The sequence below is a fragment of the Nocardia sp. NPDC051900 genome (assembly GCF_044452545.1).
Classification (GTDB): domain Bacteria; phylum Actinomycetota; class Actinomycetes; order Mycobacteriales; family Mycobacteriaceae; genus Nocardia; species Nocardia sichangensis.
Genome location: NZ_JBITBU010000005.1, coordinates 88,736 through 103,540, shown reverse-complemented (window position 1 = coordinate 103,540; position 14,805 = coordinate 88,736). Strand labels below are relative to the sequence as shown.

Annotated in this window: 15 protein-coding genes; 8 read left to right on the top strand and 7 right to left on the bottom strand. The window is 68.5% G+C overall.

Annotated features, from left to right (window positions below; genetic code table 11):
* Positions 1 to 9: 9 nt before the first annotated feature.
* A complete protein-coding gene (locus ACIA5H_RS09650; protein ID WP_355071212.1) occupies positions 10 to 804 on the bottom strand; it encodes an LLM class F420-dependent oxidoreductase in 795 nt (264 codons plus the stop codon).
* A gap of 147 nt (positions 805 to 951) precedes the next feature.
* Between ACIA5H_RS09650 and ACIA5H_RS09645 the strand changes: the two genes are divergently transcribed.
* The 3 genes from ACIA5H_RS09645 (at position 952) to ACIA5H_RS09635 (ending at position 4,498) form a co-directional block, all read left to right on the top strand.
* Positions 952 to 2,211: a PucR family transcriptional regulator gene (locus ACIA5H_RS09645; protein WP_397075167.1), complete on the top strand. Its 1,260-nt coding sequence runs from the start codon at positions 952 to 954 to the stop codon at positions 2,209 to 2,211.
* A gap of 126 nt (positions 2,212 to 2,337) precedes the next feature.
* Positions 2,338 to 3,324: a phosphotriesterase-related protein gene (locus ACIA5H_RS09640; protein ID WP_356963081.1), complete on the top strand. Its 987-nt coding sequence runs from the start codon at positions 2,338 to 2,340 to the stop codon at positions 3,322 to 3,324.
* A 91-nt stretch (positions 3,325 to 3,415) separates the two neighbouring features.
* Positions 3,416 to 4,498, top strand: a complete 1,083-nt coding sequence (locus tag ACIA5H_RS09635; RefSeq protein ID WP_397075164.1) for an ABC transporter ATP-binding protein — start codon at positions 3,416 to 3,418, stop codon at positions 4,496 to 4,498.
* Positions 4,499 to 4,639: 141 nt separating this feature from the next.
* On the opposite strand, the gene ACIA5H_RS09630 is transcribed toward ACIA5H_RS09635, so the two are convergent.
* Positions 4,640 to 5,170 carry a winged helix-turn-helix transcriptional regulator gene (locus ACIA5H_RS09630; protein WP_379249439.1) on the bottom strand — a complete coding sequence of 177 codons (531 nt, stop codon included), beginning with the start codon at positions 5,168 to 5,170 and terminating at the stop codon, positions 4,640 to 4,642.
* A gap of 99 nt (positions 5,171 to 5,269) precedes the next feature.
* Between ACIA5H_RS09630 and ACIA5H_RS09625 the strand changes: the two genes are divergently transcribed.
* Positions 5,270 to 6,442, top strand: a complete 1,173-nt coding sequence (locus ACIA5H_RS09625) for a thiolase family protein (protein WP_379249441.1) — start codon at positions 5,270 to 5,272, stop codon at positions 6,440 to 6,442.
* An 87-nt stretch (positions 6,443 to 6,529) separates the two neighbouring features.
* Here ACIA5H_RS09625 and ACIA5H_RS09620 read toward each other — a convergent pair whose 3' ends face one another.
* The 3 genes from ACIA5H_RS09620 to ACIA5H_RS09610 all read right to left on the bottom strand — a co-directional run bounded on the left by ACIA5H_RS09620 (position 6,530) and on the right by ACIA5H_RS09610 (position 8,615).
* Entirely contained in the window at positions 6,530 to 7,765 is a 1,236-nt protein-coding gene (locus ACIA5H_RS09620; protein ID WP_397075160.1) for a lycopene cyclase family protein, read from the bottom strand.
* 85 nt (positions 7,766 to 7,850) lie between these two features.
* Positions 7,851 to 8,189, bottom strand: a complete 339-nt coding sequence (locus tag ACIA5H_RS09615) for a hypothetical protein (RefSeq protein ID WP_355071203.1) — start codon at positions 8,187 to 8,189, stop codon at positions 7,851 to 7,853.
* A gap of 36 nt (positions 8,190 to 8,225) precedes the next feature.
* On the bottom strand, positions 8,226 to 8,615 hold the full coding sequence (locus ACIA5H_RS09610; RefSeq protein WP_397075158.1) for a hypothetical protein: 390 nt from the start codon (positions 8,613 to 8,615) through the stop codon (positions 8,226 to 8,228).
* Between the two features lie 106 nt (positions 8,616 to 8,721).
* Between ACIA5H_RS09610 and ACIA5H_RS09605 the strand changes: the two genes are divergently transcribed.
* Positions 8,722 to 9,699 carry an o-succinylbenzoate synthase gene (locus tag ACIA5H_RS09605; RefSeq protein WP_397075156.1) on the top strand — a complete coding sequence of 326 codons (978 nt, stop codon included), beginning with the start codon at positions 8,722 to 8,724 and terminating at the stop codon, positions 9,697 to 9,699.
* A gap of 141 nt (positions 9,700 to 9,840) precedes the next feature.
* On the opposite strand, the gene ACIA5H_RS09600 is transcribed toward ACIA5H_RS09605, so the two are convergent.
* Positions 9,841 to 10,353 (bottom strand): TIGR04338 family metallohydrolase, encoded by a 513-nt coding sequence (locus ACIA5H_RS09600; protein ID WP_379249449.1) that lies wholly within the window; start codon positions 10,351 to 10,353, stop codon positions 9,841 to 9,843.
* A gap of 103 nt (positions 10,354 to 10,456) precedes the next feature.
* A complete protein-coding gene (locus ACIA5H_RS09595) occupies positions 10,457 to 11,302 on the bottom strand; it encodes a DUF2786 domain-containing protein (RefSeq protein WP_355071196.1) in 846 nt (281 codons plus the stop codon).
* Between the two features lie 122 nt (positions 11,303 to 11,424).
* Here ACIA5H_RS09595 and ACIA5H_RS09590 point away from each other — a divergent pair, with 122 nt between their 5' ends.
* The 3 genes from ACIA5H_RS09590 to ACIA5H_RS09580 are packed head-to-tail and all read left to right on the top strand — an operon-like array spanning position 11,425 to position 14,689.
* Positions 11,425 to 12,726: an ABC transporter substrate-binding protein gene (locus tag ACIA5H_RS09590; RefSeq protein WP_356963088.1), complete on the top strand. Its 1,302-nt coding sequence runs from the start codon at positions 11,425 to 11,427 to the stop codon at positions 12,724 to 12,726.
* A 44-nt stretch (positions 12,727 to 12,770) separates the two neighbouring features.
* The gene (locus tag ACIA5H_RS09585) at positions 12,771 to 13,796 is read left to right on the top strand and encodes a carbohydrate ABC transporter permease (RefSeq protein ID WP_379249453.1); all 1,026 of its coding nucleotides are present in this window, start codon (positions 12,771 to 12,773) and stop codon (positions 13,794 to 13,796) included.
* A complete protein-coding gene (locus ACIA5H_RS09580; protein WP_355071192.1) occupies positions 13,796 to 14,689 on the top strand; it encodes a carbohydrate ABC transporter permease in 894 nt (297 codons plus the stop codon). Before ACIA5H_RS09585 ends, ACIA5H_RS09580 begins: the two co-directional genes overlap by 1 nt.
* The last annotated feature ends 116 nt before the right edge of the window (positions 14,690 to 14,805 follow it).

The following is a 14,805-nucleotide window of genomic DNA, read 5'->3' as shown; positions in this document are numbered from 1 at the left end:
CGATCCGGATCAGGCCAGCCCGCTCACCGGTTCCGGGTTGACTTCGTCGCGCCACCGCACGGCCTTCGCGACCTCGCTCAGGTCGTAATCCGGTCCGCTGGCCCCGATGGTGAAGGTGGTCACCCCCGCCTCGACGAAAGCGGGCGCCTTCTCCAGACCCGGCCACTGCACCGAGCGCTCGATGCGCGCTTGATCGGTGCCGACGGCGGCGCAGTGCTCGGCGAGCACCTTGTTCTTGTGCGCGAGCACGTCCAGGTCGGCGAAGGTGTGCCACATGTCGGCGTACTGCGCGACCAGCCGCAAGGTCTTCTTCTCGCCACCGCCGCCGATCAGGATCGGCAGGTCGCGAGTCGGGCGCGGATTGAGCTTCGGCAGCCGAGCGCTGATCCGGGCGAGGGTCTCCTTCAGCAACTCGAGCCTGCTGCCCGGGGTGCCGAATTCGTAGCCGTACTCGTCGTAGTCCTTCTCGAACCAGCCCGCGCCGATGCCGAGGATGAGCCGCCCGCCGCTGATGTGGTCGACGGTGCGCGCCATATCGGCCAGCAGATCCGGATTGCGGTAGCCGCCGCCGGTGACCAGCGCGCCGATCTCCACCCGTTCGGTCTGTTCGGCGAACGCGCCCAGCATCGTCCAGCACTCGAAGTGCGCGCCGTCGGGATCGCCGGTGAGCGGGTAGAAGTGGTCCCAGTTGAACACGATGTCGACGCCCGCGTCCTCGCACCGCAACACCGCGTCACGAATGAGCCGGTACTCCGGCGCGTGCTGCGGTTGTAGCTGAACTCCGATACGAACTGGACGACTCATGGCATTACTCCTCGTCGCTCGGCCCGCCCCCGCCCCGAGGCTACCGGCGCGGTGGGGTTCCCGCAGGTCGCCGCACGATGCTTCCGGCGCGTCCGGCGCGGGCTAGGTTGAGACCCGATGCCGAGCCCGGCGAAGGGAGGTGTCGGAGTGGCCGACGGCGAGAACGAAGTGGTTCGCGCGGTCGTCTCGACGATGCTGCGCGGTCGCGATCAGCTGATCGCCGAGCTGTCGGCGGTGATGCGCGCGCAAGTCGCGGCGCTCGACCTGGATACCCGGCTGCGGGGCCTGTTCGAGGCGGGCACCACCGACAATCTGATGTCCGTCCTCGACTTCGTGCAGAACGACGCCGCCGAGCACGACGTGCACGCCCCGGCGCGGGCGCTGGTGTACGCGCGCACGCTCGCGCAGCGCGACGTCCCGCTGTCGGCGCTGATGCGGGCGTATCGGGTGGGACATGCCGGGTTCCTCGACATCGCGATGCGCTACGCGGCGGAACTGGGTGGCTCCGACAGCGCGGCGGCGATCATCAGGATCGTCCATCGCTCCGCGGTGTACATCGACCGGGTGTGTGAGCACGTCGGCATCGCTTACGAGCAGGAACGCGACCGGTGGGTGGGCAGTCGCGGCGGCCTGCGTCAGGAATGGGTGGCGCGGGTGCTCGACGGCTCGGCCGACGACATCGGCCAGGCCGAGCAAGTGCTGGGCTATCCCTTGTCGGGCCGGCACGTCGCGGTGAACGCCTGGACCGAGCCGCAGCTGTCCGCACGGGCCGCGGTGGATGTCCTGGACGCCGTGCGCGCGGCGCTGGTTCCGTTGCTCGGCCACCCCCGCCGGGCGCTGCTGGTGCCGACCGACGAACGCGAAGTGCGGCTGTGGTTCTCGATCGCTCGGGACACGACCATCGATGCCGAGGCCATCGAGCGTGCCCTGTCGGCACTGGCGTTGCCGGTGCGCGTGGCGGTGGGCGGCCGCGGCTCCGGCGTCGTGGGATTCCGCCGCAGCCTGCGGCAAGCCGATCGGGTGCGCGAACTCGTGCTGCTGGCCGGTCCCGACGCGCCCCGCGCGGTGTCGCACGACCAGGTGGCGGCCGTCGCGCTGCTGGGCGGCGATATCGAAGAACTGCGCCAGTACGTGGCCGACTGCCTGGGTGAACTCGCGACCGGCAACCAGCGCAATCTCTGGCTGCGCGAAACCCTGCGCGTCTTCCTGGCCAACAACCGCAGCTACGCCGCGGCCGCGCAGGAGTTGGCCGTGCACCGCAACACCGTCCAGTACCGGGTGCGGCAGGCACTCGACCTGACCGGCCACGACTTCGACGATCACGATCGCACGCTGCACCTGCATCTGGCGTTGCAAGCCGCCCGCTGGTTCGGACCGGCGGTGCTGCAACCGTGCCCGGCGGCCTGAGCCGCGTCCTTCTGTGCGATGCGCACGAAAGTTGTACGAAGATTCAGCACCGGCGAATATGGCCCACCTCACATACCGGTTCGTACGATTCCTGCGAATGCGCAGCTCAGATGAGGAGAAATCGCTGTGTCGACGCTGGAAACCGTGCGCGGGCCGATCGATTCCGCCGAGCTCGGAGTGACACTTATGCACGAGCACGTCTTCGTGCTCACCGGGGACGTCCAGCAGAACTACCCGGCCGAATGGGGCTCCGAGGACGAACGCATCGCCGATGCCGTGCGACGGTTGCGGGTCGCCTACGACGCCGGGGTGCGGACGATCGTCGACCCGACGGTGGTCGGGCTGGGCCGCTACATCCCACGGATCCAGCGGATCGCCGAGCAGGTGCCGCTGAACCTGGTGGTCGCCACCGGCATCTACACCTACGGGGATGTCCCGTTCTTCTTCCACTACCGCGGCCCCGCGTTGAACGAGATCGTCGGCGCGCAGGTCCCCGACCCGATGGTCGACATGTTCGTCGGCGACATCCGCGACGGCATCGCGGGCACCGGGGTCAAGGCGGGCATGCTCAAGTGCGCGATCGACAAGCAAGGGCTGACCGCGGGCGTCGAACGGGTCATGCGCGCGGTCGCAAGGGCCCATCTCGAGACCGGCGTGCCGATCACGGTGCACACCCATCCGGAGTCACGCGCCGGGCTCGACGTGAAGCGCGTGATGTGCGACGAGGAAGGCGTCGACCCGGGTCGCATCGTGCTCGGGCACAGCGGCGACACCACCGACTGCGATCACCTCGCCGAACTCGCCGACGCCGGCTTCGTGCTCGGCATGGACCGCTTCGGCATCAACCTCGACACCACCTTCGAAGCCCGCGCCGACACCCTGATCGAGATGGTCCGCCGCGGCTACACCGACCGGATGGTGCTGTCCCAGGACGCGAGCTGCTACATCGACTGGATCGAGCCCGCCGCCATGGCCGCCCTGCCGCAGTGGCACTACACCCACCTGTTCGACGATGTGTTCCCCTACGTGCTCGAACGCGATGTCACGGAGGAGCAGATCGACACCATGCTCGTCGACGTCCCGCGCGCGTTCTTCGAGGCGCGCACCCGCTGACGTGGCTCGTCGCCGGCCCGCCCGATAGGATCGCCGCACCCTTACTCGGATCGTCCGGCACGTTCCTGCCGGGATGGGATGTGAATTCGTCATGGCCACTGTGACCTTCGACAACGCGACGCGGCTCTACCCCGGTTCCGCCAAACCCGCGGTGGATCGGCTGAACCTGGAGATCGAGGACGGCGAATTCCTCGTCCTGGTCGGTCCCTCCGGCTGCGGGAAATCGACCTCGTTGCGCATGCTCGCCGGGCTGGAGGAGGTCGACGGCGGACGCATCCTGATCGGCGAGAACGACGTCACGCACGCCGAGCCGAAGGAACGCGATATCGCCATGGTGTTCCAGAACTACGCGCTCTACCCGCACATGACCGTCGCGGAGAACATGGGCTTCGCGCTGAAGCTGGCCAAGGTGGCCAAGGCGGAGAAGGAGAAGCGGGTCCTGGAGGCGGCCAAGCTGCTGGACCTGGAGCCCTTCCTGGATCGCAAGCCGAAGGCGCTGTCCGGCGGCCAGCGTCAGCGGGTGGCGATGGGCCGCGCGATCGTGCGGCAGCCGCAGGTGTTCCTGATGGACGAGCCGCTGTCCAACCTGGACGCCAAGCTGCGCGTGCAGACCCGCACCCAGATCGCGCAGTTGCAGCGCAGGCTCGGCACCACCACGGTGTACGTCACCCACGACCAGGTCGAGGCGATGACCATGGGCGATCGGGTCGCCGTGCTGAAGGACGGCCTGTTGCAGCAGTGCGCCACTCCGCGCGACCTCTACCGCGATCCGGCCAACGTGTTCGTCGCGGGGTTCATGGGTTCGCCTGCCATGAACCTGTTCACGCTTCCGGTCACCGATAGCCGGGTGGAGCTGGGCGGGCACGCGATCGCGCTGCCGCGCACGGTCGCGGACGAGGCGGGGAACACCGTGACGGTCGGTATCCGCCCGGAGCATTTCGAACTGGGTAATGGCTCCGGCATAGAGATGGAAGTCGACGTGGTGGAGGAACTCGGTTCCGACGCCTACATCTACGGCCGCACCGTCGCCGAAGGCGGGACCGACGGCGCCGGGGAAACCATCGTCTCGCGCGCGGATTGGCGCAATCCGCCTGCGAAGGGCGCCCGGCTGCGGCTGGCCACCGCGCCGGAGCACGTCTACTTCTTCGACACCGAAGGACGCAGGCTCAACTGAGCACGCCGCCGGGTGGGCCGCACGGCTTCGGCTCTCGGCTCGATCCAGCGCGAGGCGGTCGCCGCCGGCGGCTCGGCAGCTCAGGTGTGGTCCCGGCACCGCAGGTTGACGGCGCGCTCGGCACAGCGCCGCGAGCAGGCATCAGTCTGTCGCGTCCACTCGACGGCGCTCGCGCCGCTGCTGGGCGTACTCCTCGTTGAGCCGTACGCCCAGTTCCTCGAGTTCGATCTCGCGGCCGGACTCGCTGCGCACCTGCACCCGCACCGGGGCGCCGGTCGACTCCTCGACCAAGAGCAGTGGGGCAGGCCCCGGCTGCAAGTAGGCGTCGCCCCACTGCATGAGCGCCAGCACGGCGGGCAGTAGATCTCGTCCCATCCGGGTGAGCACGTATTCGTGCCTGGTGCGCTTGCCTTCCTCTTGGTAAGGCCGTTTCGCCAGCAAGCCCGCCTCGGTGAGCTTGCGCAACTGGGCCGCGGCGGCCGCGTCGGTGATGCCGACCCGGCTGGCGAACCCGTCGAACCGCCGGGTCCCGTAGTACGCCTCGCGCAGGATGAGCACCGCCGAGCGCGTACCGACGATGTCCATCGCCTTGGCGATCGAGCATTCCTCGGCCTTCCACGCGCTGAGATCGGCCAACGGTCCTTCCATCACTGCTGCCATGACGAACATCATACCGGCGCTGACTTGTGTCGACTATTGCCAGGTGTAATCTGACTATGTGTTGATAGAGCCAGGCATGGCGGCCCGGCTCTCGGTCCGGAAGGAAGCACCATGAGAGACGCGGTGATCGTCGAAGCGGTACGCACGCCGATCGGCAAAGGCAAGCCGAACGGAGCACTGCACGACGTCAATGCGGTTGATCTGCTGGCCCACAGCCTGCGCGAGGTGGTGAACCGCAGCGGCATCGATCCCGCCCTCATCGATGACGTGATCGGCGGCGTCGTCACCCAGTTCGGCGAGCAGGGGGCGAATATGACACGGCGGGCCGCGCTGGCCGCCGGATATCCCGAATCGGTCCCGGCCACCACCGTCGACCGGCAGTGCGGCAGCAGCCAGCAGGCGATCCACTTCGCCGCGCAAGGCGTGATCGCGGGCGCCTACGACATCGTGGTCGCCGCGGGCGTGGAGTCGATGGGCCGGATTCCCATGGGCGCCAATCTGGTCGGATCGGACGACATCTCCGGCGTCGGCTTCGCCGAGCGCTACCCGGAAGGCCTGGTGTCGCAGGGCATCAGCGCGGAGCTGATCGCGGCGAAATGGGGACTCAGCCGTACCCAGCTGGACGAGTTCGCGCTCGCCAGCCACGAGAAGGCCGCGCTCGCCACCAAGAACGGCCTGTTCGCGCGGGAACTAGCGCCGATCAACGGACTCGCCACCGATGAGGGCATCCGGGTCGGTAGCACGCTGGAGACGCTGGGCGCACTCCGTCCCGCCTACTACGACCCGGCCATGGCCGCCCGCTTCCCGCAGATCGGCTGGGCGATCACGGCCGCGAGCGCGAGCCAGGTCAGCGACGGCAGCGCGGCGGTGCTCATCATGACCGGCGAGCGCGCGAAGGAACTCGGGCTGAAGCCGCTCGCCCGGCTGCACAGCTTCGCGGTGGCCGGCGACGACCCGCTGCTGATGCTCACCGCGGTGATCCCGGCGACCAGAAAAGTCTTGCAGCGGGCCGGTTTGCAGCTGTCGGACATCGACCTGATCGAGATCAACGAAGCGTTCTCGCCGGTGGTCCTGGCCTGGGCGCACGACACCGGTGCGGACCTGGCGAAGGTCAACGTCAACGGCGGCGCGATCGCGATCGGGCACCCCCTCGGCGCGTCCGGCGCACGCCTGATGACCACGCTGGTCCACGCCATGCAGGACCGCGGCGCCCGCTACGGCCTGCAAACCATGTGCGAGGCAGGCGGTCTGGCGAACGCCACCATCGTGGAGCGGCTGGGCTGATCCGCTTCTGTCCCATCCGAGTCCACGGCCGAATCTGCCGTTGGCGCAGAAGAAATGATCGGGCACACGCTGATGCTCGAACGCCGTCTACGGATTCCGCCCGGGCACAGTGGATACGTCGAGGAGTTCGGCCGGCCCGCCGCGAGGACGACCACTCCTCCGGTGTGCCTGCCGTTCGAAGGCGTATCCCGCCCAGCGGTTCCGGTTGGTCCAGCCGACCAGGTCGTAGCGCCACCGGAACGGACGCACGCGTGCGACCGTGTCGAACAGCACGGCTGCCAGCGCGGCGTAGTCGTCGTGCGCGGACAGCAACGCCCGCTGTCCGCGCGGCGAGGTTTGCAAGAAGGACTCGAACATCGCGATCGACTGGTCGGTGGTGAGCCGGCCCAGACCCCACAGCCCGCGCATCCGCATCCAGTAGACCAGCCGAGCCTGCCATGGCCACAATTCGGCAACCGGATCGCGCTCATCGCACACCGCACTGACCGCGGTGTCCACCAGCGCCAGCGAGTCGGCCACGCTGTAACTGGTAGTCGGGTGCATCATGCCGCCGCGCGAGCCGAAGGGAATCACCGCGCCCGACCCCTTCTTCGGTGGCGGCTGATCCAGCGGGTAGTGCGGGGCCTCGCACGGCTCCGCACCGGTCACCTGGACGCCATGCGCGGCGAGCCGATTCCGCAAACGCTTGCGCAGTTCGTGCTGGGGCATACCGCCACGAAGGCCGAGACTGGTCTCCTCGAAAACCACTGTGCCATCGCCCACCGGCACCGCGTACAGGAACGACGGCGGCTCGTCCGGGCCCGCACCATTGTCGCGGCGCCAATCCAGGAGCAGTCCCTCGCCCTCGGCGAGCATCGGCGCCGCGGTTTCGGCGGACACGAAAATTCCGTGCGCGCTCACCGCACGGCGCTGTTCGACCCGATGAAGCCCGCGGGCGTCGACGACCACCGCCGCGCGAACGATCCTGCCGTCCGCGAGTTCCACCTCGTGCGCGTCCACTCGAGTCGCCCGGCCGGCCAGCACCGTAGCGTCGTCGAGCGGCAACGCATCCCGCAGTCCCTGGTTCGAGAGCACGCAGTAGGGCCGTTCGATGCGGTGCTCGGTGCCGGCCCACGCCGTCATGGCTTCGACACGTGCGGAGATCACGCTCGACGGCAACCACTGCGGCAATTCGTCGACCCAGCAGGCATAAGTAGGCGTCCACAAGCGCTCCGGCCGCGAATCGATCGCCGTGACATAGAGCCCTGCGCGCATCGCCCGATGCGCCAGCGCGCGACCCGTCGGACCGAGTCCCACCACACAAAGTTCTATTTCCAGACCCACCCGGTCAGTATGAAGAAGATCGACCGGCACCCTCCGCTCGAAAACTGCCCACACCTGGGCAGATCGAACGCGGAGCAGCGGCAGATCAATACGAGACCAGCACGACCGCGATCAGGAAGCCGACCAGCCAGGATTCGAGGATCAGTGGGACCGCGATCAGCGGAGTCCAAGCGATCGGCCTCCGGTCGCGCACCTTCTCCAGGGCCGAGACGACCGCTGCGAGCACCGACGCCACGATGCCCGCCCAGGCGATGACCTGCGCCCACGGCAGATACCCGACGCCTCGGCCCTCGTGTCCGTCGCGCAGGAGCACTTCGTAGAGCGGGACGAAAGCGGCCATCACCCAGCCGAATCCGAGGACGATCACCGACCCCAGCGCCACGCGCAAGGCATCGGCCGTTCGTCGCCGGATGTGCCACGCCATTGCTTCAGCATGACCGGTCAACGGCCGCAGGGCATCTCAAGCGCCTATGTAGACCTGGGAAGCCAGCGCGACGCCGCCGGCGAACGACAGGACGATGAGCGCCATCGCCAGCACCGGCCAGTACCACATGTACCAACGCTTGATCGCGGCCAGAACAAGGATCGCGGTAACCCCGACGATCGCGGTCGCCGTCCCGCCCCACGACACCGCGAACGCCCAGCCGAGGTATTCGGTGCGGCAGTTGTCCTGACCGCACGGATCTGAGGCGAAGGCGAAGAAGACGGTGAAATAGGCGGCGGCCGCACCCAGAACTACGGCAACGGAGTACAGCACGACGGCGAGTACGACATCCCAGGTCCGCACCGGCCGCTGCCCAACGGGCGGCGTGCCGTACGGCCAAGGCTGCGGGGTGCCGGTGTGGATCATGACGCCAACGATCCCGTCTCGCGCGCCGGGCCGACTCGGGGAAACTACTCGAGTCCGCATGCGCAATCCCGCGATCGGCCGCCGCAGCCGCATAAGCTGGTCGGCGATGAGCGACTCCGCAGCGCAGAACGTCGTCTACGCCATTCCGATGCGCACCCGCTTCCGTGGCATCACGGTGCGCGAGGGCATGCTGATCCACGGGCCGCTCGGCTGGGGCGAGTTCTGTCCGTTTCCCGAATACGACGACCGGGAGGCCGCCGCGTGGCTGGCCACCGCCGTGGAGCAGGTGACCACCGGCTGGCCCGAACCGGTGCGGGACCGCATTCCGATCAATTGCACCGTGCCCGCGGTCGACCCGCGGCAGGCACACGCGATCGTGGCCCGCTCCGGCTGCCGCACCGCCAAGGTGAAAGTCGCCGACCACCCGGAATCGCTCGCCGAGGATCTGGCCAGGGTGGAAGCGGTCCGCGACGCGCTCGGCCCCAACGGCGCGATCCGTGTCGACGCCAACGCGGTCTGGGATATCGACACCGCGGTGCGCCACATCGAGCTGATCGATAAGGCCGCGGGCGGGCTGGAGTACGTGGAACAGCCGTGCCGCACCATCGAGGAACTCGCCGCGGTGCGCCGCCGCGTGGACGTGCGCATCGCCGCCGACGAATCCATCCGCCGCGCCGAGGACCCGATGCGGGTCGCGGTCGCCGGGGCCGCCGACATCGCCGTCCTCAAATGCACGCCGCTCGGCGGAGTCCGCCGCGCCTTGCAGGTGGCCGAGGCAGCCGGGCTGCCCTGCGTGGTCTCCTCCGCCTTGGAGACCAGCGTCGGCCTAGCCGCACAGCTGGCGCTGGCCGGCGCGCTGCCCGAACTCGACTTCGCCTGCGGCCTGGGCACGCTGAGCCTGCTCACCGGGGACGTGACGCGCGGATCCCTGCGTGCGGTCGACGGCTACCTCCCGGTTCTGCGCACCCCACCCGAGCCGGAACCGGAACTGCTGGAAAGCCATCGGCAGCCGGATGCCGATCGCACCGCGTGGTGGCAGGATCGATTCGCGCGGGTCGCTGCCCTGGTCTCGCCCGCGCAATAGCGTGAGAACCGTTGCGTTCGACGCCGTCTGTCCGACGGTGGATCCGATCGCGCACCGCGGCGGACACCATCGCCGCACGCAGAGCGCGACGGCACCCAGCCGACGGCACTTCGCTCGCTGTTCGCAGGGTGAGCGGCGGGCTCACCCGATCCGCACGCCGCAGCCCAGCATGGTGGTACGCAGTAGCAGCGCCGCTTCCGGGCCCACGACGCCGTCGACCAGTTCCACGTAGCGGTCGCAGAATTCCGGGCCGTGCGCGGCCACCGACCCGTGGTCGGATTCCAGGTGATGCGCCAGTTCGTGCAGGATCACCAGTTCCCGCAGCGCCCACGCGGTGCCGCCGGTGTGCAGCGGAACCGCCAGAACGTTCCCGGCCGCCTCGTAGTGCGCGGCCGTTGTTCCGGCGCGAGAACGGACGCGCACCGCCACGGCGGCCCGCTCCCAGCGCGCCCGCACCCAATTGAGCGCCAGCACCTTGTCCGTATAACTCTGTACGGATTCCACCGAGGCGAAGCGGCGCTCGATCGGCAACGTGAGCTGCGAACCATAGAGTTCGACGGTGCGCACACCGTGCTCGTCCGCGCGATCGAACACTCCCCGTACCAACTGCTCGGCGTCGTAGACCTTGGCACGCTGGTTGTCACGGACGGTCATCGCCGCGCGGCCGATCCCACGGGCGGCATCGGCCGGTCGCCGAGTTGCGCAGACCGAAGCGCGGCAGCCGCTCGCCCGGTTCGGCCCGTGACGTCCACGCCGGTCAACCGCCCTCGGAAGAGTTCAACTTCTTACGCGCGGCGGGCAGTTCGGGCGAGTTACCGATCCGTGCGGCCCGCCCCGCCCGGTCCCCCGCCGCCCGCGCCGCCGCCGAATGTCCCGCCGACTCCTGCGGCCCGCGCCAGGTGCCGCGCGCCTCCGACGTCTTCGCGTAGAAGTCTGTGAGCTCGATCTCCTTGTTCCGCAGGGCCAGCGCCGTCCCGGACACCTCGGCGTCGCGCGGCAACACTTCGGCTTCCACTTCGGCCTTGACCTCCGACAGCCGCCGCCCGATCCGCGCGGCGAACGCCATCTGGAAATTCAGCCGCGCCGTCACACCGGCGACCGGCGCCTGCACCCGGCGCCGCACCTGGCGACCCCACCGCTTCTCCACCACGATCTTCTCGACGGTGGCCGATCGGTAGGCCCCCGACTTGATGTACTGGTCGGACGCGCGCACCATCTGCACGAGCAGGCTGGCGTAGAGCGCCTCGCAGGTGTCGATGTCGGAGTCGAACCCGTAGGCGTAGACCTGCGTCGAAGTCCGGGCGACGTCACAGCGCACGTCGTTCGCGGCCGCGATCGCTACGAACAGCTGGACATAGGTGCGCAACCCGCGTTTGCCGGGCTCGCCGATCGGAATGATCCGCTGCACCGGTGTGGGCCTGCGCTCGCGTCCCGCGATGTGCGCCCGCGCCACGGCGAGGTCGATGGACGACTTCGTGGCCAGCCGCTGAGCAGCGGCGAGAAACGCCTCGGCCTCGTGTTCGTTGTCCGTGCACTCGGCCTTGCGCAGCAGCCCACCGATGCGGGTGAGCATCCGATCGGGAACCGCGTTGGGCGAAGACATCGCGCCCCAGCCTAGTGGGCGAGTTCCAGCCACTGTCCCGCACGCCGGATCGGCACCATGTATCTTGCCTTGTGCACCGGCAGGGTGTGCTGCCGCTCACGAACGATCCTGGAGTGTTTGCGATGGCTGTGAAGAAGGTGACGTCCCTACGTTCGTCGCTCGTACCGCGGGCCGCGGTGGCCCTCGCGTCGGTCGGGCTGCTGACCGCGACGTTCACCAGCGCCTGCTCCAGCGACAGCAGCGGGAGCCCGATCAGCCAGAATCTCACCGGTCGCGGCCCGATCACCTACGTCGAGGGCAAGGACACCACCGAGACCGGCGCGGTGAAGCAGCTGATCGAGCGCTGGAACGCCGCGCACCCGGACGAGCAGGTGACGTTCAAGGAGCAGTCGAACGACGCCTCGCAGCAGTACGACGACCTGGTCGAGCACATGCGTTCCAAGCAGTCCAACTACGACGTGGTCGCCTTGGACGTGCCGTGGACCGCCGAGTTCGCCGCCAAGGGCTGGATCCAGCCGCTGAAGGATTCCTTCGCCATCGACACCAGCGCGCTGCTGTCCCCGCCGGTCGCCAGCGCCACCTACAACAACACGTTGTACGCCGCGCCGCGCAACACCAACGGCGGCCTGCTGTTCTACCGCAAGGATTTGGTGCCGAACCCGCCCAAGACCTGGAACGAGCTGCTGGCCCAGTGCCCCATCGCGCGCCAGCAGAACATCGGTTGCTACGCGGGTCAGTTCGCGCCCTACGAGGGTCTGACCGTGAACGCGGCCGAGGTGATCAACGCCTACGGCGGCAGCTTCGTCGGCGCCGACGGCAAGACCCCCACGGTGAACAGCCCGCAGTCCCGCGCCGGACTGAAGGTCCTGGTCGACGCCTACAACAACGGCGACATCCCCAAAGAGGCCATCACCTTCAAGGAGCCCGAGTCCAGCAACGCCTTCGCGACGGGCAAGCTGATGTTCCTGCGCTCGTGGCCGTCCACCTTCGGTGACGTCGGCGGCGAGGCCTCCGCCGTGAAGGACAAGTTCGCGGTCGCCCCCCTGCCGGGGGAGAACGGCGTCGGCGCCTCCACCCTCGGCGGCTACAACGCGGCGATCAGCGCGTACTCCAAGAACAAGGCGACCGCGCTGGACTTCCTGCGCTTCCTGATCAGCGAGGACGCGCAGCACATCGTCGCCGCGGGCGCGCTGCCCTCGGTGCGCGCGTCCATGTACGACGACCCGGCGCTGATCGCGAAGATGCCGTACCTGCCCGCGCTCAAGGACTCCATCGCCAGCGCCGTACCGCGCCCGGTGACGCCGTTCTACCCCGCCGTGAGCAAGGCCATCCAGGACAACGCCTATGCTGCGTTGAACGGAACCAAGTCCGTCGACGACGCGATCACCGGTATGCAAAAGGGCATCGAAACCGCTGGATCGTGAGCGGTTGAACGCAACGGACCCGACGAACCCGCAGGAGAGAAACGGTGTCGGATCCTTCGGGAACGGCGACTAGCGTGCCGAAAGACGAATTCGTTCCGGCCAGGCGCGGCTTCGCCGCCAGGCTGGCCTCGGAGCTGCGTCGCTCCGGGAAAGCCTGGCTGTTCGTCACCCCCGTCCTGATCGCGCTCGCGGTCGTCATCGGTTATCCCGTGTTCCGGGCGCTGTGGATGTCCTTCCAGAAGGACTCGGGACTCGACCCGGCGACCGGCATGTTCGTCGAAGGCGGCAACGCCGGGTTCGACAATTACACGCACTGGCTGCTGCAACAGTGCCAGATCGCGACCGGCGAGACGGTGCCGTGCCCGACCGGCAATCTCGGCTCGCAATTCTGGCTGGCCATCGGGGTCACGCTGTTCTTCACGGTCGTCACCGTCGCGCTGGAGGCCACGCTCGGCCTCGGCATGGCCATGGTGATGGGCAAGACCTTCCGTGGCCGGGCGCTGCTGCGCGCGGCCGTGCTGATCCCGTGGGCGATCCCGACCGCCGTCACCGCGCGGTTGTGGGAATTCATGTTCCAGTACGACGGCGTGGTGAACCGCGTGCTCGGCACGCACATCCTGTGGACTTCGGACCCGTGGCCCGCCCGGATCGCGGTGATCGCGGCCGACGTCTGGAAGACCACGCCGTTCATGGCGCTGCTGCTGCTGGCAGGCCTGCAAGTCATTCCGGCCGACGTCTACGAGGCGGCTCGCGTCGACGGCGCGTCGGCCTGGCAGCGGTTCACCCAGATCACGCTGCCGCTGCTGAAGCCGGCCCTGCTGGTCGCGGTGCTGTTCCGGACCATGGACGCGCTGCGGATGTACGACCTGCCCGCGATCATGACGCTGGGCAACCCCGCCACCCGCACGGTGTCCATCCTGGTGGTCGATCAGGTCCGGCAAGGCCCCAACAGCGCGGCCGCGTTGTCCACGATCACCTTCCTTTTGATCTTCGCCGTGGCGTTCGTGCTGGTGAAGATCCTGGGCGCCAACGCGGTTCGTACCCAGGAAGAACAGCGGGAGGCGCACTGATGTCCGTGCAGACGGCGGAGCAGGCCGTGACGAGCGAATCCGCCGCGGCGCCGGTGCCGTGGACCAAACGCATCGGCTCGGTACGGCTGTACCTGGGCGCGCTGATCGTGCTGGTGTGGGGGCTCGCGCCGTTCTACTGGATGGCGGTCACCGCGTTCCGCGATCCCGACTACACCTTCGACAACACTCCGTGGCCGACCCACGTGACGCTGGAGAACTTCCGCAACGCGTTCGACACCAGCCGCGGCAACGACTTCGGCAAGGCGCTGGTCAACAGCCTCGTCATCGGCTCCATCACGACGGTGATCGCGCTCGGGATCGGCGTGCTGGCCGCGTACGCGCTGGCCCGGCTCACCTTCCACGGCAAGTACGTGGTGTCCGGACTGATTCTCAGCGCCTCGATGTTCCCGGTGGTCGTCCTGGTGACCCCGCTGTTCCAGCTCTTCACCAACCTCGGCTGGATCGGCGAATACCAGGCGATGATCATTCCGAACATCTCGTTCGTGCTGCCGATGACGGTCTACATCCTCGCGTCCTTCTTCGCCGAACTGCCGTGGGAACTCGAAGAAGCCGCGCGGATCGACGGCGCCACCAAACTGCAGGCCTTCCGCTTGGTGATGCTGCCCCTGGCCGCTCCCGCCGTGTTCACCACCGCGATCCTCGCGTTCATCGCGGCGGTCAACGAATACCTGCTCGCCCGTTTGCTTTCCAGCGACAAGACCGAGCCGGTGACCGTCGCCATCGCCCGCTTCTCCGGCAACAACCCGCTGGTGCAGCCGTACGCGGCGATCATGGCGGCAGGCACGATCGTCACCATCCCGCTGGTCGTCATGGTCCTGATCTTCCAGCGCCGGATCATCTCCGGCCTCACCGCGGGCGGCGTGAAGAGCTGAGTCTTTTGCCAGCGCCTGCGGCGCTGGGTGTTCGCGGCCCCCTTGTGGCTCGTGTTCGAGCGACCCCCGCGGGCGACGTCGTCGCGGGCGCCGGGGCCGCGCCAACACCAGCCCGG

What these genes read in the sequence shown, in the direction of transcription:
- ACIA5H_RS09610 (WP_397075158.1), bottom strand. Translation starts at nt 8,615, where the DNA reads ATGATCCACACCGGCACCCCGCAGCCTTGGCCGTACGGCACGCCGCCC.
- ACIA5H_RS09650 (WP_355071212.1), bottom strand. Translation starts at nt 804, where the DNA reads ATGAGTCGTCCAGTTCGTATCGGAGTTCAGCTACAACCGCAGCACGCG.
- ACIA5H_RS09615 (WP_355071203.1), bottom strand. Translation starts at nt 8,189, where the DNA reads ATGGCGTGGCACATCCGGCGACGAACGGCCGATGCCTTGCGCGTGGCG.
- ACIA5H_RS09590 (WP_356963088.1), top strand. Translation starts at nt 11,425, where the DNA reads ATGGCTGTGAAGAAGGTGACGTCCCTACGTTCGTCGCTCGTACCGCGG.
- ACIA5H_RS09600 (WP_379249449.1), bottom strand. Translation starts at nt 10,353, where the DNA reads ATGACCGTCCGTGACAACCAGCGTGCCAAGGTCTACGACGCCGAGCAG.
- ACIA5H_RS09625 (WP_379249441.1), top strand. Translation starts at nt 5,270, where the DNA reads ATGAGAGACGCGGTGATCGTCGAAGCGGTACGCACGCCGATCGGCAAA.
- ACIA5H_RS09580 (WP_355071192.1), top strand. Translation starts at nt 13,796, where the DNA reads ATGTCCGTGCAGACGGCGGAGCAGGCCGTGACGAGCGAATCCGCCGCG.
- ACIA5H_RS09605 (WP_397075156.1), top strand. Translation starts at nt 8,722, where the DNA reads ATGAGCGACTCCGCAGCGCAGAACGTCGTCTACGCCATTCCGATGCGC.
- ACIA5H_RS09595 (WP_355071196.1), bottom strand. Translation starts at nt 11,302, where the DNA reads ATGTCTTCGCCCAACGCGGTTCCCGATCGGATGCTCACCCGCATCGGT.
- ACIA5H_RS09630 (WP_379249439.1), bottom strand. Translation starts at nt 5,170, where the DNA reads ATGATGTTCGTCATGGCAGCAGTGATGGAAGGACCGTTGGCCGATCTC.
- ACIA5H_RS09635 (WP_397075164.1), top strand. Translation starts at nt 3,416, where the DNA reads ATGGCCACTGTGACCTTCGACAACGCGACGCGGCTCTACCCCGGTTCC.